Below are 22,370 nucleotides of genomic sequence, written 5' to 3'. Positions count from 1 at the left end.
GCGCAAATCGACCTCTCCCAAGGGAGAGGTGAACCTTCGACGCCGTTCCAGCTCAACCTAATCTCATCAGGCTTTAGAACGACTTGTTCAACTTGCGGCGGACTTGTGCGCGCAAGGGTGCACCCGTGCTCAGGCGCCATCCGTGGGAACATCACGCTTTCACCTCCCCCGCAAAAGCGGGGGAGGTGAAGTGCATCTGCCGTCAGAGCGCGCTCACATCATTGCGGCGTGGGCGCGAGCTGGCCGGTGATGGTGCCGACCAATGTGGCCGGCCGGGTATCACCGACCGCAGGCTCTGCGGCCGCCTCGGCCTTGCGCTGTGCCAGCGCGCTGGTCAGGCTGGTGAGGGCGTCGGACCCCGCAGGGAAGCCGGCCTCCGAGAGGATCTTGTCGATCATCGGCTTGAATGCCGAGACCGACAGCAACTGCGCGGCGAGCCCGTCGCCGAGCCCGAGACCGCCATTGCCATTGGCATGGCCGTTGGCACCGCCGCGGCCGAGCATGCTGCCGGTGTCGAAGATCCGGATATCGGAGATCTTCTCGATCGGCTTCACCGCCTCGGCGAGCGCGCTCGGGATCACGTTGATCCGCGCCAGGTTGAGGTCGTAGTCGATCATCTCGGCGCTCAACTTGTTGCGCGCCTCCGCCTTCATCGTCGCAACTTCCGCCTCGGCCTGGCCGAGCGCCTTGACGCCGGCGGCGCGGGTGGTGGCGGCGGCCGCATCGGCCTTGGCGAGCACGTTGGTGGCCTCAGCCTTGTTGGCGGCGGCCTGGCGCTCCGCCTCGGCCATGACCGTGATCGGCATCGCGTCGGTCTCGGCCGCCTTGCGCGCCGCGATCACGTTGATGATCTTGTCGCGCTCGGCGATTTCGGTGGCGCGGGCAGTGGTGACCTTTTCCTCGGCCGCGATCGCAACGGCGCGCGCGGTCTCGGCGATGGTCTGGGCCTCCGACTGCTCCTTGCTCTTGGCCGCGACCGCGATCGCGCTTTCCTGGGCGACGATCTGCAGGTCGCGCTCCATCTCGGTGTTGCGGCGCTTGACCGCGAGATCGGCCTCGATCTTGCGAGTGTCGCGGGCCTGGTTGGCCTCGGTCTGCTTGTTGGCGACCGCGAGCTCCTGCTGGATGCGGTATTCGGCCTCGTTCTGCAGCGCGGTCTGCTCGACCTGCGCGGTCTGCGCGCGCATCGCCGCGGTCTTGTTGGCGATGTCGCGCTGCTGGGCCAGCTCGGCCTCGCGCTTGGTGCTTTCGATCGTCAGCGTGGTCTGCCGCGCCGCCAGGTCCTGCTGGGCGATATTGACCTCGGTGGTGCGGACGATCTGGTTGCGCTCCTGCTCACGCTCCTTGGTGATCTTGGTCAGCGTGGTGAGGCCGTGCGCGTCGAAGAAATTGCTCGGGTTGAAATGCTTGATGTCGCTCTGGTCGAGCTTGGTCAGCGACACCGATTCAAGCTCGAGACCGTTGTTCTGGATGTCGGCACCGACCGCATCCTGCACCGCCTTGACGAAGGTCGCGCGCTGCTCCTGCAACTCCTCGAGGTTCATGGTCGCAGCGACCGAGCGCAGGCCGTCGACGAATTTTGCTTCCACCAGCTCGCGCAGCTCGGCCGCGTCATTGGTGCGGTTGCCGAGCGTCTGCGCGGCCAGCGCGATCGACGAACTATCGGGCTTGACGCGCAGATAGAACTCGGCGCCGATGTCGACGCGCATGCGGTCCTTGGTGATCAGCGAGTCCGGGCCGCCGCGCGCCACCTCGAGCCGCAGCGTCTTCAGGTTCACCGCGGCGGTGGAGTGGAAGATCGGCAGCACCAGCGAGCCACCGTCGAGCACCACCTTCTGGCCGCCGAGGCCGGTACGGACATAGGCCTCATCGCGCGTCGAGCGCTTGTAGAGTTTTGCGAACAGCAGACCGATAACGAGAATGGCAAGGACGCCAATAAAGACGGGTATAGCAAGTTCCCACATGTGTTATGCCCTGTTGGAAGAGTGTTGTTCGACGAGATCGGAGGGAGCGGCAATCGCGATGAAGCCTTTGGCATCGCGATCGACCAGCAGCACGCTGGCGCCGACCGGCAATGCCTCGGACTCTGCGCTGGCACGCGCCGACACGGTGTGCCAGTTGCCGAAGACATCCTTGAGACGGACCCGGCCGGGCAGGCCCTGATCGAGCGGGCCGACCGACACGGTTGCGACCTTGCCGACAAAGTCGCTGTCGTTGACCGCATAGCTCTCGTCGCGCGGAATGATGCGGGCGAGGCCGCGGCTGCTGTTTCGGATCACGGGAATGCTGCCCGCGGCGGCAACCACCGCGGCAATGGAAACCGGGATGGCGGTGCCTGCGGCATGCGCCAGTCCCTGGAGCAGAAAGCCTCCGATCGAGAATATGCCAAGTATCAGGATGATCAGGATCAGGAGGGGAAGCCGCCCGGCGTTGATCCAGAGAAACAGGCCACTGAGAGCATTGTGGCTCTCGGCCTCGACCGCGAACTCCTTGCCGATGAGTTCGCTGATCGAAAGTCCGACCATGGTGGTCAGCAGCTCGATACCGCCAAGTGCCACCATGATCGCAGCCGCGACCGCAAAGGGCCGTACGTCGGGGGCGAGCAGGATGTCGCCAACTGCACTCATTTTTCTGACTTGATCCTTTCAAGCCGCGCCGCGATTTCCTTTTCGCGGTGCAGGCGATCGAGTTCGTCAAGCTCCTTGTCACCGAGCACGCTGGAAGCGGGAACACCGGTCACCCGGGCGATCGCCGCCATGGCGCGTTCAGCACTCAATGTATTGGTCGTCGATGGGCCCCGGCTGGTTTCGTCCTTGGCCTCGCGGATCAGACTTTGTTCGAGATCGGCCAATCGCGCTTCCGCCTCGCGGCGCGCACCGAGCATGGCTTGCAGCGCCTTGGTCTGCTCATCGATTTCGAGCTCGATGAAATCCATCGCGCGTTCCAGCGCGATCACCTGCGACTCCAGGTCAATTTGCCGCGCGACGCCGGCGCGCGCGAGATCCTCGCGACTTTCCGCAAGTGCGAGACGAATCTTTTCGTTCAGATTCGTGGTTTCGGTATCCAGTTCCTCACGCCGCCTCTTCAAACGGAATTCTTCGGCGCGCGACTTGCCGAGCGCGTAGCGCGCCTCATCGGCGCCGGCGTCGATCTCGCGGATCGCCTGCTTGACCAACGCCACCTTGTTGTTGTTCTCGACATTGTCGATGGTCTGGCTCGCGATGGCGGCAAGAAGCCGGCCCATGCGCGCAAGGATGCCTTCGTGAAGCATGGTCTTCTCCTCCGGTTGTGCTGATTTCGATTTGACGGCGATGTGGATTTCGTAGCCGCGTCCATCCGAGATCAAATGCGCCGGGAAGGGGCTTTCCCAGCCCGAGACATATCCCGGCACGTCGAACGGCACCAAGACGCGTCCGCTGACAGTGCTAATGGTCAGTGAAGTTGGACCCTTGATCGCAAACAACTTGTCGTCGAGCGGTATGCGGCGGACGGCGGCGCCCGCGATGTAGTTGGCGCGGTCGCGCAGGCCGAGCGTCACGAGGCGCGCGGGCAGGCCGGTTTCCTTGCGGATCCGCTCATAGGCCTGGGCGTGCAGCGAGACGAGGTTGGCGCCGACCGGCGCGACCTCGGCGAGAACAGCCATCATCCGGTCATAGGCCGCAAAGGTCGCCTCGATCGCCTCGATGCCCGACGGGTCGGGGGCGAGCGCGTAGCGCAGCGTTGCGGTCGGCGTCTCGACGGGTAGCTTGATCATGTTTCTAACGTAAAGCACTTCCTCAGTGCTTTACAAGTGAGGTGGCCGGTATCATTTTCGTGAGCCCAGATGCAGTTGCAAGTGAGTTGCAATAACGGGAGAGATCGGCCATCCTGCCGGTATGGATGCCCGAACCCCTCAAATGTCGTCCGTTTCCGTTTCCGACGCCGTGCCAGGCGGCTGGCGGGGCGATGCCGGACACGCGCGTAGCCTGCCGGAGGTGAATGCGACCGTCGCGGTGCCGACCACGGGCGTGTGGTGGCGCCGGCTGCTGGCCTTCGCCGGCCCGGGCTATCTGGTCTCGGTCGGCTACATGGACCCCGGCAACTGGGCCACCGATCTCGCGGGCGGATCGAAGTTTGGCTACACGCTGCTGTCGGTCATCCTGCTCTCGAACCTGATGGCGATCCTGCTGCAGGCGCTCAGCGCGCGGCTCGGCATCGCGACCGACCGCGATCTCGCGCAGGCCTGCCGCGCGACCTATCCGCGGCCGGTCAATCTGCTGCTGTGGCTCGCCTGCGAGGCCGCGATCATCGCCTGCGATCTCGCCGAGGTGATCGGCACCGCGATCGCGCTGAAGTTGCTGTTCGGCATTCCGCTGATCGGCGGTGCGCTGCTGGCAGCGCTCGATGCGTTCCTGCTACTGCTGTTGATGAACCGCGGCTTCCGCTTCCTCGAAGCCTTCGTGATCGCGCTCTTGATCGTCATCGCGGTCTGCTTCGTGGTCCAGATCGCGGCCGCCGCGCCGCCGATTGCCGGCGTGCTCGGCGGCTTCATGCCGTCGCGCGAGATCGTCACCAATCCGGAGATGCTCTACATCGCGATCGGCATCATCGGCGCGACCGTGATGCCGCATAACCTCTATCTGCACTCCTCGATCGTGCAGACCCGCGCCTATCCGCGCACCGAGGCGGGCCGGCGCGACGCGATCAAATGGGCGACCACCGATTCCACCATCGCGCTGATGCTGGCGCTGTTCGTCAATGCGGCGATCCTGGTGCTGGCGGCCGCGACCTTCCACAAGAGCGGGCACTCGGATGTCGCCGAGATCGATCAGGCCTTCGAGCTGCTGTCGCCGCTGCTCGGCCTCGGCATTGCCTCGACGCTGTTTGCCGTGGCGCTGCTCGCCTCCGGCCTCAACTCCACGGTGACGGCGACGCTGGCCGGCCAGATCGTGATGCAGGGCTTTCTCGATCTCAAGCTGCCCGATTGGCTGCAGCGGCTGGTGACGCGCGGCATCGCGATCGTCCCGGTCATCGTGGTCGCGGCGCTCTATGGCGAGAGCGGCACCGCGCAGCTCTTGGTGTTCAGCCAGGTCGTGCTGTCGATGCAGCTGCCGTTCGCGGTGATCCCGCTGGTGCGCTTCGTGTCCGACAAGCGCAAGATGGGCGCGTTCGCGATTTCAATGCCGGTTGCGGTGGCGGCGTGGATCGTCGCCGGCCTGATCGTAATCCTGAACGTGAAGCTGCTTTACGATACGCTGTTCGGAACCTAGCAGACGCTAATCCTGCGGCTCGGCCAGCCCTTCGCCTGACGCGTCGACGCGCAGCCAGCCCGACGGCGCGAGCCGCTGCTGCGGCAGGAAGCGGCCCTTGTAGTCCATCTTCTTGGAGCCCTCGATCCAGTAGCCGAGATAGACGTAAGGAAGGCCCTGCCGGCGGGCGCGGGCGATGTGGTCGAGGATCATGAAGGTGCCGAGCGAGCGGGCCTCCAGCCCGGGTTCGAAGAAGGAATAGACCATCGACAGCCCGTCGCTGAGCACGTCGGTCAGCGCCACCGCCATCAGTTCGTCGCCGCGGCCGGTGATGGCGCTGTCGGCATTACGCTTGCGGTATTCGATGATCCGGGTCTCGACATGGCTGTCCTCGACCATCATCGCGTAGTCCAGCACGGTCATGTCGGCCATGCCGCCGTTGCGGTGGCGGCGGTCGAGATAGGCCCGGAACACCGAATATTGCTCGGAGGTCGGCACCGCGGTGCGCTGTTCGCCGATGACGTCGGCGTTGCGGGCCAGAACTTTTCGGAAATTGCGGGAGGGGCGGAATTCGTTCGCGATCACCCGGACCGAGACGCAGGCCCGGCACTGGTCGCAGGCCGGGCGGTAGGCGATCGACTGGCTGCGGCGGAAGCCGCCATGGGTCAGCAAGTCGTTGAGATCGCCCGCTTTGTCGCCGACCAGGTGCGTGAAAACCTTCCTCTCGTGCCGGCCCGGCAGATAGGGGCAGGGTGAGGGCGCCGTCAGGTAGAACTGGGGAGTATCACGCGAGTGCTGGGTCACGTCTGATCGTCGGGCTCCACAAACAATACAGGCAGCCGAGTTAGCATCGCCCCCCGGAGGCTAACGGTCAATTGGTTTAGGCGGGCCTAATAGGAGGCCCGCGCGGCCGGAGATACCTGGGTCCGGACCGAGCTGTTGATAACGACGGTTCCGAGGATGACGTCATGCAGCAGCCGGCGGCGGCCGTTGACGAGCCCGACCAGCAGCACCAGCGGCGACAGGAACGAGATCGTCACCCAGAACAGCACCGCATGGGTGGCGCCGAGCACGAAATAGCCGCGCGCGCCGTACCAGGTACGCAGTTCCAGATCCATCATGCGCATGCCGATCGTGGCGGAGTGCCGGCCGCCGATCGAGGCGCCGTAATAGACGATGGCCCAGACGATCGACGCCGGCGACACCAGCCAGAACAGCGCCCAGCCGAGGCCGAGCGTGACCAGGCCGAACACGGCAATGAAGATCACGGCGACGATCACCGGCACCGACAGCACGAAGAGGTCGATCAGGAACGCAAACACGCGCCGCGTCAGCACGCCGCGGAACAGTTCCGGCTGCATCAACGGATCGAACGCATGCGGGGGAACGCCGCCGTCGTTGCGCCAGGCTTCATTGCGCCAAGCACCGCCGTCACTGCCGTAAGACATGACCAACCTCCGATGAAACTCCCGCGCAGGACATGGGAACAGGAGGGGCGCCTGCCAAGTCTGCGCGAACATTAACTAGCCGAAATATTCCGGCGATTCGGCGGCCAAAGCGATCGCCCCCAAGTGGCTTTCGCACCGCCCGCCCGCTACTGTCGGCCCTCAGGCGAGGCGCTGCGGCCCGACCGCTGGATCTTTGCGTCGCCGAGCTGCAACGGGAGGACGCATGAGCGCACAGCTTGACCTGCGCTGCCGCTGCGGGGCCGTGCGAGGCACGGTCAGCAACGCCGCGCCGCAGTCCGCCAACCGCGTGGTCTGCTATTGCGACGACTGCCAGGCGTTCATGCACCGGCTCGGCCGCGCCGACCTGCTCGATGCACATGGCGGCACCGACATCGTCCAGGTCGCGCCGTCCTCGCTCAGCTTCGTGCAGGGCCAGGACAAGATCGCGGGCGTGCGGCTGACGCCGAAGGGCCTGTTCCGCTGGCACACGACATGCTGCAACACGCCGGTCGGCAATACGCTGACGCCGTCGGTCCCGTTCGTCGGAATTGTCGCGCAGGCATTCGACGGCGGCGCGTCACGTGCCGATGAAGCGTTCGGCAACCCGATCGGCGCGATCCAAGGGAAATACGCGGTCGGCGAGGCGCCGAAGGGCTCAACCGGATTGAACCTGGCGCTGATCGCGCGCGCCATCGGCAAGGTGCTGGGCTGGCGCCTGCGCGGAAAGGCGTGGCCGCATCCGTTCTTCAAGCGCGAGACCGGTGAGCCGATCTATCCGCTCACCGTGCTGTCGCAGCAGCAGCGCGATGCACTGCGCCCGCTGTGTGGCCCGCATCCGGCGGCGCCGGCCGCGGGCCGGACCTAGCTCAAGTCTCCGCCTTGATCTTCTCGGCGGCCTTCGGCGCGAAATAGGTCAGGATGCCGTCGGCGCCGGCGCGCTTGAAGCCGATCAGGCTTTCGATCATCGCGCGTTCGCCGTCGATCCAGCCATTGGCGGCGGCACCCGCGATCATCGCGTATTCGCCGGACACCTGGTACACGAAGGTCGGCATCGCGAAATGGTCCTTCACGCGGCGGACGATGTCGAGGTAGGGCATGCCGGGCTTCACCATCACCATGTCGGCGCCCTCGGCGATGTCGAGCTCGACCTCGCGCAGCGCCTCGTCGGAATTGGCGCTGTCCATCTGATAGGTGCGCTTGTCGCCGGTCAGCGTCTTGGCCGAGCCGATCGCGTCGCGGAACGGGCCGTAGAACGCCGAGGCGTATTTCGCCGCATAGGACATGATCTGCACGTCGCCGAAGCCGTTGTCGTCGAGCGCCTCGCGTATCGCGCCGATGCGGCCGTCCATCATGTCCGACGGCGCGATCACGTCGCAGCCGGCCTCGGCCTGGGTCAGCGCCTGCTTCACCAGCACCGCGACGGTCTCGTCGTTGAGGATCTTGCCATCCTCGATCAGCCCGTCATGACCATGGCTGGTGAAGGGATCGAGCGCGACGTCGCAGAGCACGCCGATATCCGGAAACTCCTTCTTGATGGCGCGCACCGCCTGGCAGACCAGGTTGTCGGGATTGAGCGCCTCCGAGCCTTGCTCGTCGCGCAGCGCCGGCTCGGTGAAGGGAAACAGCGCGATGCAGGGGATGTTGAGTTTTGCGGCACGTTCGGCGTCGCGGACGATCTGGTCGACGGTGAGCCGGTCGACACCGGGCATCGAGGCCACCGGGGTGCGGGTGTTGTGGCCGTCGACCACGAACATCGGCCAGATCAGGTCGTCGGTCGTCAGCACGTTCTCGCGCACCAGCCGGCGCGCCCATTCGGACTTGCGGTTGCGGCGCATCCGGATCGCAAGGTCGAGTGAGGGGGAGGCGAGGGCGTCAGTCTGGCGCCGCGGCGTGTCGCGCAGTTCGATCGGGCGCCCGAATTTGATCGCCATGTCTTGTTCTCCTCGACGGACGGCTTGTTTGGACCTGATATAAGCTCGGTTCTAGCACCTCACAGGGGCGCCGTCATTGCGCCGCCATTGCGTTCCGAGCGCCCTTGATTTGCCGCAACGGCAATTGATTTTGCGTCCCCGGCGGGCCAAGACTGCGCCATGAACCCCATTTTGCGGCCGCCATGCGGCGATTCGGATGTCTGACACCTCTGCACGCGATCAGGCGCGGGACAACGCCATCTCGGTCAGCGCGATCTCGTCCGACCGGATCGAGCCGGACGACAATGCGTGGACGCGGCGCCTCGTCATCTTCCTGCGCATCATGGCCGTCGTCTCGGTTGCCAAGGGGCTCTATCACTGGGCCCAGGTGACAGGCTTCGTCGGCGGCGAGGAGGAGGCCTTCGAGAACCAGTCGATGGCCTGGCAGACCGCCACGATCTATTTCGCCGTCATCGAGCTCGTCGCCGCGGTCGGGCTCTGGCTCGCGACGCCGTGGGGCGCGGTGGTGTGGCTGACCACCGTGGTGTCGATGGCAGTCATCGAGCTGATGTTTCCAGGCATCTATGGCGGCAGCCTCACCGTGGTCGGGCTCGAGGCCGTGATGCTTGCCGCCTATCTCGCGCTGGCCTGGATGTCGGCGCGCGAACGCCCGCCATAGGCCCGCGTGCAGCGATGGTCCGCTACACTGTTGCACGGCTGCGACAGCGCGATGAATAGCTGACGGCGGCTGTCGATATCTGGCAGCCGTGCGCGCAACGAGAAGACAGCTTCGCTGGTTCTGCTAGGTGGATGCCGACAGATCGCATCCCTTTCGAGGCGCCCCATCTCCGGAGCATCTCCACGGGACCTGCCGTCGGGATCCATTTCACCGGATCTCGGTGCGTGTGCCGGCCGGCTTTGCGCGGGCCGACGGCGGAACCGGTCTTGCCGCGGTAACGAATGAGAGCCCCTCGCGCGCATCGCGCGTGTCCCGCCGCGATGCACTCCGATAAAATTTTCAAAGAATTTTCCGGTAACCGATCGGTCACCGTAAAGGGTTCCCTCACACTCGTTACGCCGTCGTTTCGAATTCAGACGATGCTGTTTCCGAATGTGACAGGGCAGGCAGACGAAGCGTGAACAAAGGGTCTGCCACCGTCAATGAAAAGTTGCGAAAAGCCCTTGATCCATGGGCTTAATCCACGATTCACTGTCTTAAATTCATGATCTCTTTATTCTCTTATTTAAGCGGATATTCAAACGGCCCCCTTACGTTGGACCTATCAGGCGGGACACAAGTTTCGTCGAATAAAGTCGATAAAAACGACAAACAGGGGAAGTGTCATGATGAAAGCCGTTGCGACAACGGCGGCGGATGCCGCCGATCGCGCTACCGGTCAAGCTCCGGTGCAGCCGCTCTATCTCGAAGCCCTGACTTTGGTGGAGCGGCTGCATCGCCGGCTCCTCGATGTCATCAAGGACGAATTCGATCGTCGCGGCCGCGCCGACATCAACTCGGTGCAGGCACTGCTCCTGTACAATATCGGCGACAAGGAACTGACCGCCGGCGAGCTGCGCACCCGCGGCTACTATCTCGGCTCCAACGTCTCCTACAATCTGAAGAAGCTCGTCGAGCTCGGCTTCCTCGATCATCAGCGCTCGCGCGTCGATCGTCGCTCGGTCCGCATCCGTCTGACCCCGCAGGGCCAGGAAGTGCGCCGCATCGTCGATGCGCTCTATCAGAAGCACGTCAAGACGGTGGAGCAGGTCGGCGGCATCTCGAACGAGGAGTTCGCGAGCCTCAACAAGTCGCTGCATCGCCTCGAGCGCTTCTGGACCGACCAGATCCTGTATCGCCTCTGAGCCTTCCTCTCTTCGCCTGATGGCCAAGCCGGCCGCCTAGAAGACCGGCAGCCTCCTCCAGTCCAACCTTGCTTCAACCAGCGCATCGGTCATGCCCGGCCGATGCGTTTTTCATGCTGCACCTGCGAAAATAAATGGGCCCGCCGAGGAACCATGGCGTTGCCCGCGCTTTATCCTGTCTCCCAACGGAGAAGCAGGACATGCTGGTCGAGCGCGAGATCGAGGTGCTGAATGTCGAGGTCGTCGGTGACGCCTACGCGATCGCCTCGAACTATCTGCGCAAATCCGGCGCCATTCCCGACACCTTCGCCACCAATGAGCGTCTGCTCGGCATCATCGTGAAGCTGTACCAGCGCGGTGAGCTGAACCGGCTTCGCCTCGCCAACAAGGCGATCGCGAAGTTCGAGGACGAGACGCTGGTGGTCGCCTGAGCGTCAACCCGGAGACTTCAATGGAAGCCGCTATCGATCGGATCATGCAGACGTATGATCTGCTGCTCAACCGCACGTCCGCTGCAAGCGACGAGGCGCGCGCGAAAGTGACAGAGTACGTGCAAACGTTGTTCGATGCGGGCGAGCGCGACACGCATCGGCTCACCGTGTGCGGCCTGACCTATCTGCGCCAGCTCGACGGCAGCACCGACCATGTGAAGGCCGGGTATACCGGGCTGTAGAACGTCGCTCCGCACCTCATTTGCTTCGCTCGCAATGAGACGGGTAGGGCTTCTGATTCAACCGTCAAACAACTACTCGGTGTCATCACCCGCGAAAAGCGAAAGCGGGTGATCCAGTATTCCAGAGACGGCGCTGCTTGAGCCGAGAGGCCGCGGCGTACTGGATCGCCCGGTCGAGCCGGGCGGTGACACTGGAGTGCATACACAACTCTGACCGCGCGTCGTCCCTGCGAAAGCAGGGACCCATACCCCGCGGCGGTTGAGGTGGATCGGACTCGTCGTCCCGGCATCGCTCGACAATGACCATCGGTGGTTATGGGTCCCTGCTTTCGCAGGGACGACACCGAGTGTGTTGTACGGGCTGTGAGTCACACATCCGCATTCTCTCAACATCTTTTGTCCGAGTTTTGCTTCTCGTTTCACCTCGGCCGGTTCAAGAATACCAGGATTAGGCCGCGGCTCGACACTGCCAAACATTCGCGTGATCCGGAAATATCCAGACCGCAGTCCCGGTCTTCCGTTCAGCAACGTAGATGCCTCGCCCGCGCGAGGCTCAATCAAGGCGGCTGAACAATGAAGACCACATACCTTCTGGCGGCGCTGCTGCTGGCGCCATCGCTCACGATCCAGGTTCTGATGCCCCAAGCCATGGCCCACGTGCGAACCGACAAGAGCGGCCATCTCGCGCGTGTCGGCACGCAACCGATCATCGGCAGTCGATGGCAGGGATACGAGATCATCGGGCGTCAGATCGCGGCGCCGCCTTGGAGTGCGGCCTGCACGAACGATCTGGGATCGCAACAATGCGACGAGCCGATGTGGGTCTATGGAAGCCCCGACTATGTCGCGCAATTCAAGAATGCCTTCTGACGGCGACCCGCGCGCGGCGGCCGCGCGAACCCTCGGCACGTAAAAGGCCCGCTCCGGGGCTCGCATTTCGGAGCGGGCCAGTCTGGGCGCGGCAAAGCGTTGCCGCAGCGCGAACCTAGCGCGACATGCTGACACCACCCTGACGGCGTTGGAAAAAGGAGAGGCGGCCGAACGCCGCCTCTCGATGATAGTTTTGTGAACGAAATGTTTCGCGACGTGCTCACCATTTGTAGGCGAGGCTTGCCGTGATGCGCCGGCGGTCGCCGTAGTAACAGGAACCGATGGTGGCGCAGCTCGCGACGTAGATCTTGTCCGTCACGTTCACGACATTGAGCGCCGCGCGCCAATTGTTGTCCCATTCGTAGTGCAGGGCGAGGTCGCCGAGCACGACGCCCGGGACGCGCGCGGTGTTCGCGGTGTCGGCAAAGGACGAGCCGACATAGCGCACGCCGCCGCCGAAGCCGAAGCCCGTGAGCGGACCGTCGCGGAAGGTGTAGTCGGTCCAGACCGACGCGAGCTCACGGGGCGTGTTGGTCGGCACGGTGCCGATCAGTGCGGGATTGAGGTCCTTGCTGACGAACAGCTCGTAATTGGTGTAGCTCGCCACCAGCTTGAAATCCCGCGTGATGTTGGCGACCGCCTCGAGCTCAACGCCGCGCGAGGTGACTTCGCCATTCTGGGTCTGGAACAGCGTGTTGTTCGGATCTGTCGTCAGCGCGTTCTTGCGCTTGAGATCGAAGTACGCGACGCCGAACCGCGCGTTGAGCCCGGCCGGCTCGTACTTGACGCCGACCTCGGTCTGCTCGGAGGTTTCCGGCAGCAGCAACTGGCCGGCCGCATTGGTGCCGATCACTGGATTGTAGCCGGTCATGTAGGAGACGTAGGGCGCAACGCCGCTGTCGAAATTGTAGATCGCGCCGACACGGCCGGAGAACTTGCTGTCGTCGCGGCCCTGCGAGGCGCCGATCCGGTTGTTGTTGGTGAGATCGACCCAGTCCTGACGCCCCGACAGCACGACCGTCAGGCGGTCGAGCTTGACCTGGTCCTGCAGATAGAGCCCGGCCATGCCCTGGGTCAGATAGCCGTTCTGATACAGCGCGCCGCTGAACGGCAGGTTGTTGCCATAGACCGGATTGAGCACGTTGAGGTTCGTGCCCATGCCAAAGCCCTGGCGGTCGTCGATGCCGTAATATCTCAGATCGACGCCGACCAGCGCGGTGTGCTGCAGCGCGCCGGTGGCAAAGCGATATTCGAGCTGATTGTCGAGGTTGAGCTGGGTGGCGATGCCGCGGGTGTAGAAATTGCCGCGGGTGATGTCGGCGGCGGCCGGCGTCGTCGCGTAGCCGAGCCCGTAGAGACCGGCGTAATAGACGTCGACATGCGCCATGCGCGCGTTCTGGCGGAAGTCGACGCTGTCGGTCACGCTCTTCTGGAACTGGTAGCCGACCATCTGCTGGTCGCGGCGAAACCGGTCGACGCCGGGATCGCCGGCGAACAGGCTGGTTGGAATCCGGCCGAATGGCGCGTTGGTGACGGTGCCGACATAGGGCAGGAAGTTCACTGCGCGGGTATTGCTGTGCGAGGCCATGCCAAACACGGTGAGGCTGGTGTCGGCATCGGGCCGCCAGGTCACCGACGGGGCGAAGAAGAAATTGTTGTCGTAGACATAGTCGGTCTGGGTGGCGCCGCCCTGGGCCTGGCCGACGAGGCGATACTGCACCTGGCCACCTCCGGGCTGTGCCGTCGCGCCGCCGATGTCGAACTGGGTATAGGCGTTGCCGAAATTGTTGATGCCGGTCTCGATGTAGCGAATGGGCTCGGCTGACGGCAGCTTGCTCACCGCGTTGACGAGGCCGCCCGGCGCCGAGCCGCCATACAGGATGCCGGATGGGCCGCGCAGCACCTCGACGCGCTCGAGATTGAAGGGCTGCAGCTTCCAGCTCGCATAGGAGGTGTAGAACAGTTGCAGGCCGTCGAGGAACAGCGACTCGTTCTGCGCGGGGAAGCCGCGGATCAGGAACCAGTCATTGCGGAAATCGGCGCCGAAGGTACCGCCGACGACGCCCGGCGTGTAGCGCAGCACCTCGTCGAACTTGCTGACGATCTTCTGGTCGCGGATCTGCTCGGCGCTGATGACCGTCACCGATTGCGGCGTCTGGATGATCGGCGTGCTGGTTTTTGTGCCGCTCGAACTCTGCCGTGCAAGATAGCCGGCGACCGGACCGTTGGCGCGTTCGTGCCTGCCGCCTGAGCCTGCGGCCTGCTGCACGGCCTGCGGCTGCGCGCCCACCGGGGCGACTGTTGCGCGGCGTGAGGCACTACGCGCGCGCGTGGTCCGTTGCGAGGGCTGCTGCGATCGCGCCGCTTGCCGCTGCGACGGCGCATCGACCGTCACCGACGGCAATTGCGTCTGCGCGAACACCTCGTCCGCAGCAGCAACCGAAAGCACCACCAACGCCGAAGCAGCAAACCGCTGCGGCCGAATCCATCCGTCCGTCATTCAACGCCCCCGAAGAGAATTTTCTCCGGTGTCGTTATCACGGTGATTTTCGTAAACAGCCCGCGCGCGGTTAGAAGCTATCGAAGCTGTGCGCAAAGCGGGTGTGTGTGACTGAGAGACAACGGAGTACGGCGCCCAATTGCACGCCTCGCGTGAGACGTTTGAATCGATCCAGTGTTGAACGATTCAAAGAAAGATTCAAAATTCGTCTCGTGACCCGATGCAGCATGATCGAGCGAACAGATTTGCTCGCGTCGAAAATGGGATACAGTCCTGCCGCCCATGTTGATGATCGGGGTGTCCTAGTTCAGGTTCGGCGATGGCTTACAGATCGAGCAATGAATTTTCTGCGGAGTTGAGGGGCCTGATCGATGGCTGGTGCGAACGACGATTGCTCTCGCCCCTATCGCGCATCCTTAGTCCATTCCTTACCTTCAACGGCATGACCGACGGTTGGGGTGAGTTGGCGGCCGCACTCAAGAGTATCCGGGCTCAGGACAGAAACGAGCTAAGTTCATCGGAACAAGTGAAGGTTGATGATCTGATCCGGGCGGCCGACGAAGTACTTCATCCAAAGTGAGTACTTAAGTCTGCCGGCCACGACAGCCGCTGCCTCGGGCGCCCGGAACCGCGCCCTGGGGCAGGTCCCGGCCAGCTGGCATTCCCCGCCATCCCCACCATATCTGGCATAATTGACCGCCGGGGACCGCAACCGCTTGGCCATTTTGGGGCGATGTGATAACGCTCTGAAACCAGCTTCGACCGCCACTCGTGACCGTCCGCATCCTAAGTAAAGGCTTGCGGCGGTGGAGATATTTCGCCGATGACCTCATCCTCCAAGACCGCTTCCGCGCCCGATTCCTTCTTCACGGCGACCCTTGCCGAGGCCGATCCCGAGATCGCCGCCGCGATCAAGGGCGAGCTCGGCCGGCAGCGCCATGAGATCGAGCTGATCGCCTCGGAAAACATCGTCAGCCGCGCCGTGCTGGAGGCGCAGGGCTCGGTGATGACCAACAAATACGCGGAAGGTTATCCGGGCGCGCGCTACTACGGCGGTTGCGAGTGGGTCGACGTCGCCGAGACGCTGGCGATCGAGCGCGCCAAGAAGCTGTTCGGCGCCGGCTTTGCCAACGTCCAGCCGAACTCCGGCAGCCAGATGAACCAGGCGGCGTTTCTGGCGCTGCTGCAGCCCGGCGATACCTTCATGGGCCTCGACCTCGCCGCCGGCGGCCATCTCACCCACGGCTCGCCGGTCAACATGTCCGGCAAGTGGTTCAAGGCCGCGCACTACACAGTGCGCCGCGAGGACCAGATCATCGACATGGACGAAGTCCAGAAGCAGGCCGAGCAGGTCAAGCCGAAGCTGATCATCGCCGGCGGCTCGGCCTATTCGCGCGCCTGGGACTTCAAGCGCTTCCGCGAGATCGCCGACTCCGTCGGTGCGTATCTCCTAGTCGACATGGCGCATTTCGCGGGCCTCGTCGCCGGTGGCGTGCACGCCTCGCCGGTGCCGCACGCCCACGTCACCACCACCACGACGCACAAGTCGCTGCGCGGTCCGCGCGGCGGCCTGATCCTGACCAATGACGAGACGCTCGCCAAGAAGCTGAACTCGGCGATCTTCCCCGGCCTGCAGGGCGGCCCGCTGATGCACGTCATCGCCGCCAAGGCGGTGGCGTTCGCCGAAGCGCTGCGTCCGGACTTCAAGGTCTACGCCAAGAACGTGGTCGAGAACGCCAAGGCGCTGGCCGAGACGCTGCGCAGCCACGGCCTCGACATCGTCTCCGGCGGCACCGACAACCATCTGATGCTGGTCGACCTCAGGCCGAAGGGGCTGAAGGGCAACATCTCCGAGAAGGCGCTGGTGCGCGCCGCCATCACCTGCAACAAGAACGGCATCCCGTTCGATCCCGAGAAGCCGTTCGTCACCTCGGGGCTGCGGCTCGGTACGCCGGCGGCGACCACGCGCGGCTTCGGCGTCGCCGAGTTCAAGCAGGTCGGTGGCATGATCGCGGAAGTGCTGAACGCGCTGGCGCAGTCGCCGGACGGCAAGGCGCCGCTGGTCGAGGCCGCGATCAAGGAGCGCGTCAAGGCGCTGACCGATCGCTTCCCGATCTACCAGTAAGAAAGGGTCGCATGATCCGGAAAAGTGGGTACCGGTTTTCCGAATAGATCATGCGCAAATAAAGGTCCCGTCGGATGCGCTGCCCGAGCTGCAATTCTCTCGATACGCAGGTCAAGGACTCGCGTCCGACCGAGGACTCCGCCGTCATCCGTAGGCGGCGTGTGTGCATGGCCTGCAACTTCCGCTTCACGACCTTCGAGCGGGTGCAGCTGCGCGAGCTCACCGTGATCAAGCGCAACGGCCGCCGCGTGCCGTTCGACCGCGACAAGCTGGTGCGCTCGCTGCAGATCTCGCTGCGCAAGCGTCCGGTGGAGTCCGAGCGGGTGGAGAAGATGGTGTCGACCATCGTCCGCGAGCTCGAAAGCGGTGGCGAGGCGGAGGTTTCCTCGGAGGCGATCGGCGAGATCGTGATGGAGCATCTGCGCCAGCTCGACGATGTCGCCTATGTGCGCTTCGCCTCGGTCTATCGCAATTTCCGCGAGGCCAAGGATTTCGAGGCTGTGCTCGACGAGTTGACCGGCGAAGAGGATCCGCGGCTCGCAACGTTGCGAAAATGATCTTTCGCATTCTCGAAGACCAGTTCGCGCAGAAATCCAAAGAGGCCAAAGCCGCCGATCTGCGCTTCATGCAGCTTGCGCTGGCGCTCGGCCGCCGCGGGCTCGGGCGCACCTGGCCCAATCCGGCAGTCGGTGCCGTGATCGTCAAGGACGGCGTCATCGTCGGCCGCGGCTGGACCCAGCCGGGCGGCAGACCGCATGCCGAGGTCGAGGCGCTGCGGCGAGCAGGCGAGGCGGTGCGTGGCGCCACGCTCTATGTCACGCTCGAGCCGTGTTCGCATTTCGGCCGCTCGCCGCCCTGCGCGGACGCCGTGGTCGCGGCCGGGCTTGCTCGCGTGGTGTCGGCGATCGAGGACCCCAATCCGGACGTCGGCGGCAAGGGGCACGCCAAACTGCGCGCCGCCGGCATCGCGGTCGATGTCGGGCTGTGCCAGGCGGAGGCCGCGCGCGACCATGCCGGACATTTCCGCCGGATCACGGACAAGCGCCCGCATGTGATCCTCAAGCTCGCGGTGTCCGCCGACGACAAGATCGCGGCGCACGGGCACAAGCCGGTTGCGATATCAGGCGAGGCCGCGCGGACCCGTGTGCATCTGCTGCGCGCGCAGTGCGATGCAATCCTGGTCGGCATCGGCACGGTGAAGGCCGACGATCCGCTTCTGACCTGCCGGCTGCCCGGCATGGCGGCGCGCTCGCCGGTGCGCGTGGTGCTGGATCGTGCGCTGCGGATCTCGGGCGACAGCCGAATGGTGCATTCCGCGCGCGAGACGCCGCTGTGGGTGATGACGTCTGACTTGGCGGAAGCGCCCGCCGCGGTGAAGCTCGGCGCCGCCGGCGCGCAGGTGATCCGCGTCGCCGCCAGTGCGTCGGCGGGGCTCGATCTGCCGGCCGTTCTGCATGCGCTGGCGGAGAAGGGGATCACGCGGCTCTTGGTCGAGGGTGGGTCTCGCGTGGCAGATTCTTTCGTGGCAGCGGGCCTTGTCGATGAAATCTGGCTGTTGCGCGGGCCTGAACCGATCGGTGCCGATGGCGTTCCCGCGCTGGACGCAATGCCGCTCGACGCAATCACGCAGTCGCCGGCCTTCCGCCTTCGTGCTAGCGAAACCCTCGGCAAAGACAGTCTCACTATTTACGAGCGTGCGTAATGTTTACCGGAATTGTCACTGATATCGGTGAGATCACCAACCTGAAGCCAGTGGCGCAGGGGCAGCTGCACCGGATGCGGATCGCCTGCGACTACGACCAGACCACGATCGCCGACGGCGCCTCGATCGCCTGTAACGGCGTCTGCCTCACCGTGGTCGCCTCCGGCACCGCCGATGGCAAGACCTGGTTCGACGTCGATGCCGCGGCCGAGACGCTCGGCATGACCACCGCCAAGCATTGGGGGCAGGGCGGCAAGCTCAACCTCGAGCGCGCGCTCAAGATCGGCGACGAGCTCGGCGGTCACATCGTGGCCGGGCATGCCGACGGGATCGCCACCATCGTCAAGCGCGACGATCTGCCCGACATGGCGCGCTTTGAGCTCCGAACCACCCGCGAACTGGCGCGGTTCATCGCGGCGAAGGGCTCGGTCACGCTGGACGGCGTGTCGCTGACCGTGAACACGGTCGACGACGTGACATTTTCGGTGCTGATCATCCCGCATACGCTCAGCGTCACGACCCTGAGCGGCTGGAAGGCCGGCAGCGAGGTCAATATCGAGGTCGATCTGATGGCCCGCTACGCCGCGCGGCTGTCGGAGATGAAATGACGGCGTAGCCGTCATTCCGGGGCGAAGCGCCAGCATCGAACCCGGAATCTCGAGATTCCGGGTCTGGTCCTGCGGACCATCCCGGAATGACGGTGTCTGAAGCATTCCTGCTTGGCTTCAGCCGTTGAGGCGACTAAAAACTCGCGAAACGTTGACATGCAACGTTATCGATGAATGTCAACAAAATGAATTGGATACGTATATGGCTGACGCGCGGCGCGCACCCCTGAAGGACCAGACCGACATCACAGGCGCTCGCGTGCTGATCGTCGAGGCCCGGTTTTATGACGACATCCAGGATGCGCTGCTCGAAGGCGCGCTCGCCGAGCTGAAGACGGCCGGCGCCAGCCACGACGTGATCACGGTGCCCGGCGCGCTGGAGATTCCGGCCGCAATCGCGATTGCGATCGATGCGGCTGAAACGAACGGCAAGCCCTATGACGCGGCGATCGCGCTGGGCTGCGTGGTGCGCGGCGACACCATCCATTTCGAGATCGTCTCGATGGAGTCCTCGCGCGGCTTGATGGATCTGGCCGTGAGCCGGAAATTCCCGCTCGGCAACGGCATCCTCACCGTCAATACCGAGGCGCAGGCCTGGGCGCGGGCGCGCGCCAGCGAGCTGAACAAGGGCGGCGACGCCGCGCGTGCGGCGATCGCGATGCTGCGGATCAAACGCCGCCTGGCAAAGGCCTGACCATGGCTGACAACAACAAACCCGGCAAACACGCTGACAGGAAAGCCAACCGGCGCGGCGCGGCACGTCTCGCCGCCGTGCAGGCGCTGTACCAGATGGACATCGGCGGCGCCGGCATCAACGACATCTTCGCCGAGTTCGAGAGCCACTGGCTCGGCAACGAGGTCGAGGGCGACAAATATCTGCCGGCGGAAGCCGCGTTCTTCCGCGACGTCGTCTCCGGCGTGGTGCGCGACCAGGCCAAGCTCGATCCCCTGATCGACGAGGCGCTGTCGAAGGGCTGGCCGCTGAAGCGGATCGATGCGATCCTGCGCGCGGTATTGCGGGCGGGCTCCTATGAGCTGGAGCACCGCAAGGACGTGCCGGGCCGCGTGGTGGTTTCCGAATATGTCGACGTCGCGCATGCCTTTGTCGAGAAGGACGAGACCGGCATGGTCAACGCCGTGCTCGACCAGATCGCGCGCCAGTTCCGCGGCGACGAGTTTGTGCGGGGCTAACTAACTCGACGCCTCCCTCCGTAGCCGTCACCCTGAGGTGCCGGAGCGAAGCGGAGGCCTCGAAGGGCGGCGGCGTGGCGCAGTGGCCGCGTCTCGGCCGTGCATCCTTCGAGGCTCGCAAGAGCTCGCACCTCAGGATGACGGGTCTGTTAACGTGGCGCAGAACAGCAATCCCCCCTCCGGCGAAGACTCCCTGATTGCGCGCTATTTCAAGCCGCTGGCGACCGATCCGGGCGCGTTCGGTCTTGACGACGACGCCGCCGCGCTGCGGGCGGCCGGCGAGGACATCGTGGTCACCACGGATGCTATCGTCGAGGGCGTGCATTTCCTGCCCGATGATCCGCCCGACACGCTGGCGCGCAAGGCGCTGCGGGTGAACCTGTCCGATATCGCGGCCAAGGGGGCTGTGCCGGCCGGCTTCGTGCTGACGCTGGCCGTGCGCAAGGTCGATGAGAGCTGGCTGAAGCCGTTCGCCCGGGCGCTTGGCGAGGACGCTGCCGATTTTGGCTGTCCGCTGCTCGGCGGCGATACCGTCTCCACGCCAGGGCCGCTGATGATCTCCATCACCGCGTTCGGCCGGCTGCCGCAGGGCAAGATGGTGCATCGCGCGGGCGCGCAGGCGGGCGACCGCGTGTTCGTCACGGGCACGATCGGCGATGCCGTGCTCGGTCTCGATGTGCTCCAGGGAGGTCCGGTTGCGGCGGCGCTGGCGGACGATGCCGCCGGGCGGGATTTTCTCGCCGCCCGCTACCGTGTTCCGCAGCCGCGCAACGCACTTGCCCGCGCCGTCCGTGCCCACGCCAGCGCGGCGATGGATGTGTCCGACGGTCTCGCCGGCGATCTGGCCAAGCTTTGTGCAGCCAGCGGTGTGACGGCGGTGATCAACGTGCCGAGCATCCCGTTGTCATCTGCGGCCGCGGGGCTGCTCGCACGCAAGGCGATCGGGATCGAGACCCTGGTCGCCGGCGGCGACGACTACGAACTGCTGTGCGCGGTGCCTGGCGACCGCACAGACGCCTTCCTGCGAGAGGCACGCCAGGCCAAGGTCGCTGTGGCCGCCATCGGCGGCCTCATTGCCGGTTCGTCGTCACCAAGCTTCCTCGACGGGCAGGGCAGGGAACTGAAGTTGCAGCGCCTGTCCTACAGCCATTTCTAGAATTCCCGGCCGGACTGCGCCGATTTTCCTTCTAAATAGCTGCCGATATCGGCGTTTTCGGCCGCAGGTGGCGTTGCGCAGCGGTAACGATTTTGGCAAGGTCGCGCCCGATTTGAGGCAATCCGTTTTTGGGGAGGGTTGTCCTCGCAAAATAAGCGCCTGCCGCCCCCTAGCGGCACAAGAAGGCGCGGGGGTTACATCAAGGATCTGAGGCAACATTCAATGACAGCTTTATGGTTGATTGTGCTCTGCGGGGCGCTTTCCATCGTCTACGCGATCTGGGCGACGCAGTCGGTCTTGAACGCGGATGCGGGTAATCCGCGCATGCAGGAAATCGCAGGCGCGGTGCGCGAGGGCGCACAAGCCTATCTGCGGCGGCAGTACACGACGATCGGCATGGTCGGTATCGTGATCTTCGTGCTGCTGGCCTACTTCCTCGGCCTGCTGGTGGCCCTCGGATTTGCGATCGGCGCGATCCTGTCGGGCGCGGCCGGCTTCATCGGCATGAACGTCTCGGTGCGCGCCAACGTCCGCACCGCGCAGGCGGCGACCACCTCGCTCGCCGGCGGCCTCGAACTCGCCTTCAAGGCGGGAGCGATCACCGGCCTCCTGGTCGCGGGTCTCGCGCTGCTCGGCGTCACCATCTACTTCATGATCCTGGTCAAGTTCATGGGTCTGGAAGCGGGCAGCCGCACCGTGGTCGACGCCATGGTGGCGCTCGGCTTCGGCGCCTCGCTGATCTCGATCTTCGCCCGTCTCGGCGGCGGCATCTTCACCAAGGGTGCTGACGTCGGCGGCGACCTCGTCGGCAAGGTCGAGGCCGGCATCCCCGAGGACGATCCGCGCAACCCGGCCACCATCGCCGACAACGTCGGCGACAATGTCGGCGACTGCGCCGGCATGGCGGCCGACCTGTTCGAGACCTATGCGGTGACCGCGGTCGCCACCATGGTGCTCGCGGCGATCTTCTTCGCCAAGACCTCGATCCTGGTGAACATGATGACGCTGCCGCTCGCGATCGGCGGCATCTGCATCATCACCTCGATCATCGGCACCTTCTTCGTCAAGCTCGGCGCCAGCCAGTCGATCATGGGCG

General features: G+C 64.7%; 22 protein-coding genes. 15 read left to right on the top strand and 7 right to left on the bottom strand.

The window, feature by feature from the left end; translation table 11 throughout:
* Positions 1-218: 218 nt before the first annotated feature.
* From QMZ05_RS34150 to QMZ05_RS34140, 3 genes are read right to left on the bottom strand one after another with little or no spacing between them, the layout of a single operon-like run.
* Positions 219-1,964, bottom strand: coding sequence for a flotillin domain-containing protein (locus tag QMZ05_RS34150; RefSeq protein ID WP_353704743.1), 1,746 nt, complete (start codon positions 1,962-1,964; stop codon positions 219-221).
* A 3-nt stretch (positions 1,965-1,967) separates the two neighbouring features.
* Positions 1,968-2,627 carry an OB-fold-containig protein gene (locus tag QMZ05_RS34145; RefSeq protein WP_353704742.1) on the bottom strand — a complete coding sequence of 220 codons (660 nt, stop codon included), beginning with the start codon at positions 2,625-2,627 and terminating at the stop codon, positions 1,968-1,970.
* Complete coding sequence (locus tag QMZ05_RS34140; protein WP_353704741.1) at positions 2,624-3,754, bottom strand: PspA/IM30 family protein; 1,131 nt, start codon at positions 3,752-3,754, stop codon at positions 2,624-2,626. Before QMZ05_RS34140 ends, QMZ05_RS34145 begins: the two co-directional genes overlap by 4 nt.
* Positions 3,755-3,875: 121 nt before the next feature.
* Between QMZ05_RS34140 and QMZ05_RS34135 the strand changes: the two genes are divergently transcribed.
* Positions 3,876-5,249 carry an Nramp family divalent metal transporter gene (locus QMZ05_RS34135; RefSeq protein ID WP_353704740.1) on the top strand — a complete coding sequence of 458 codons (1,374 nt, stop codon included), beginning with the start codon at positions 3,876-3,878 and terminating at the stop codon, positions 5,247-5,249.
* Between the two features lie 6 nt (positions 5,250-5,255).
* Here the strand turns inward: QMZ05_RS34135 and QMZ05_RS34130 are convergent, their stop codons facing one another.
* Positions 5,256-6,032, bottom strand: a complete 777-nt coding sequence (locus QMZ05_RS34130; protein ID WP_353704739.1) for an arginyltransferase — start codon at positions 6,030-6,032, stop codon at positions 5,256-5,258.
* Between the two features lie 86 nt (positions 6,033-6,118).
* Positions 6,119-6,676, bottom strand: a complete 558-nt coding sequence (locus QMZ05_RS34125) for an RDD family protein (RefSeq protein WP_353704738.1) — start codon at positions 6,674-6,676, stop codon at positions 6,119-6,121.
* A 223-nt stretch (positions 6,677-6,899) separates the two neighbouring features.
* On the opposite strand from QMZ05_RS34125, the gene QMZ05_RS34120 reads away from it, so the two are divergent.
* The gene (locus QMZ05_RS34120) at positions 6,900-7,541 is read left to right on the top strand and encodes a DUF6151 family protein (RefSeq protein WP_353704737.1); all 642 of its coding nucleotides are present in this window, start codon (positions 6,900-6,902) and stop codon (positions 7,539-7,541) included.
* A gap of 1 nt (position 7,542) precedes the next feature.
* Here QMZ05_RS34120 and hemB read toward each other — a convergent pair whose 3' ends face one another.
* Positions 7,543-8,607, bottom strand: a complete 1,065-nt coding sequence (gene hemB, locus QMZ05_RS34115; protein WP_353704736.1) for a porphobilinogen synthase — start codon at positions 8,605-8,607, stop codon at positions 7,543-7,545.
* Between the two features lie 196 nt (positions 8,608-8,803).
* Here hemB and QMZ05_RS34110 point away from each other — a divergent pair, with 196 nt between their 5' ends.
* The 5 genes from QMZ05_RS34110 (at position 8,804) to QMZ05_RS34090 (ending at position 11,992) form a co-directional block, all read left to right on the top strand.
* Complete coding sequence (locus QMZ05_RS34110) at positions 8,804-9,265, top strand: DUF6163 family protein (RefSeq protein ID WP_050422596.1); 462 nt, start codon at positions 8,804-8,806, stop codon at positions 9,263-9,265.
* Positions 9,266-9,930: 665 nt separating this feature from the next.
* Positions 9,931-10,449: a MarR family winged helix-turn-helix transcriptional regulator gene (locus tag QMZ05_RS34105; RefSeq protein WP_028333857.1), complete on the top strand. Its 519-nt coding sequence runs from the start codon at positions 9,931-9,933 to the stop codon at positions 10,447-10,449.
* Between the two features lie 200 nt (positions 10,450-10,649).
* Positions 10,650-10,880, top strand: a complete 231-nt coding sequence (locus QMZ05_RS34100) for a hypothetical protein (RefSeq protein WP_353704735.1) — start codon at positions 10,650-10,652, stop codon at positions 10,878-10,880.
* 20 nt (positions 10,881-10,900) lie between these two features.
* Positions 10,901-11,122, top strand: coding sequence for a hypothetical protein (locus QMZ05_RS34095; protein ID WP_050422593.1), 222 nt, complete (start codon positions 10,901-10,903; stop codon positions 11,120-11,122).
* 573 nt (positions 11,123-11,695) lie between these two features.
* Entirely contained in the window at positions 11,696-11,992 is a 297-nt protein-coding gene (locus QMZ05_RS34090) for a hypothetical protein (RefSeq protein WP_353704734.1), read from the top strand.
* Positions 11,993-12,212: 220 nt separating this feature from the next.
* On the opposite strand, the gene QMZ05_RS34085 is transcribed toward QMZ05_RS34090, so the two are convergent.
* Positions 12,213-14,492 (bottom strand): TonB-dependent siderophore receptor, encoded by a 2,280-nt coding sequence (locus tag QMZ05_RS34085; RefSeq protein ID WP_353704733.1) that lies wholly within the window; start codon positions 14,490-14,492, stop codon positions 12,213-12,215.
* Positions 14,493-15,315: 823 nt separating this feature from the next.
* Here QMZ05_RS34085 and glyA point away from each other — a divergent pair.
* The 8 genes from glyA to QMZ05_RS34045 form a co-directional block, all read left to right on the top strand.
* A complete protein-coding gene (glyA, locus tag QMZ05_RS34080) occupies positions 15,316-16,617 on the top strand; it encodes a serine hydroxymethyltransferase (protein WP_353704732.1) in 1,302 nt (433 codons plus the stop codon).
* Between the two features lie 74 nt (positions 16,618-16,691).
* The gene (nrdR, locus tag QMZ05_RS34075; RefSeq protein ID WP_016844999.1) at positions 16,692-17,174 is read left to right on the top strand and encodes a transcriptional regulator NrdR; all 483 of its coding nucleotides are present in this window, start codon (positions 16,692-16,694) and stop codon (positions 17,172-17,174) included.
* Entirely contained in the window at positions 17,171-18,319 is a 1,149-nt protein-coding gene (ribD, locus tag QMZ05_RS34070) for a bifunctional diaminohydroxyphosphoribosylaminopyrimidine deaminase/5-amino-6-(5-phosphoribosylamino)uracil reductase RibD (protein ID WP_353704731.1), read from the top strand. The genes nrdR and ribD overlap by 4 nt, the downstream gene beginning before the upstream one ends.
* Positions 18,319-18,927 (top strand): riboflavin synthase, encoded by a 609-nt coding sequence (locus QMZ05_RS34065; protein ID WP_353704730.1) that lies wholly within the window; start codon positions 18,319-18,321, stop codon positions 18,925-18,927. Before ribD ends, QMZ05_RS34065 begins: the two co-directional genes overlap by 1 nt.
* A 202-nt stretch (positions 18,928-19,129) precedes the next feature.
* Positions 19,130-19,621 carry a 6,7-dimethyl-8-ribityllumazine synthase gene (gene ribH / locus QMZ05_RS34060; protein WP_353704729.1) on the top strand — a complete coding sequence of 164 codons (492 nt, stop codon included), beginning with the start codon at positions 19,130-19,132 and terminating at the stop codon, positions 19,619-19,621.
* 2 nt (positions 19,622-19,623) lie between these two features.
* Positions 19,624-20,118 (top strand): transcription antitermination factor NusB, encoded by a 495-nt coding sequence (gene nusB, locus QMZ05_RS34055; RefSeq protein WP_353704728.1) that lies wholly within the window; start codon positions 19,624-19,626, stop codon positions 20,116-20,118.
* Between the two features lie 154 nt (positions 20,119-20,272).
* Positions 20,273-21,274 (top strand): thiamine-phosphate kinase, encoded by a 1,002-nt coding sequence (gene thiL, locus QMZ05_RS34050; RefSeq protein ID WP_353704727.1) that lies wholly within the window; start codon positions 20,273-20,275, stop codon positions 21,272-21,274.
* A gap of 222 nt (positions 21,275-21,496) precedes the next feature.
* The coding region (locus QMZ05_RS34045; protein WP_353704726.1) for a sodium/proton-translocating pyrophosphatase at positions 21,497-22,370 on the top strand (874 nt) is incomplete at its 3' end.

Origin of the sequence: Bradyrhizobium sp. INPA03-11B (assembly GCF_040446015.1) — a bacterium.
Taxonomy (GTDB): domain Bacteria; phylum Pseudomonadota; class Alphaproteobacteria; order Rhizobiales; family Xanthobacteraceae; genus Bradyrhizobium; species Bradyrhizobium macuxiense_A.
Note: the sequence above shows the minus strand (reverse complement) of the source record. Positions and strands in the feature narration are given on the sequence as shown.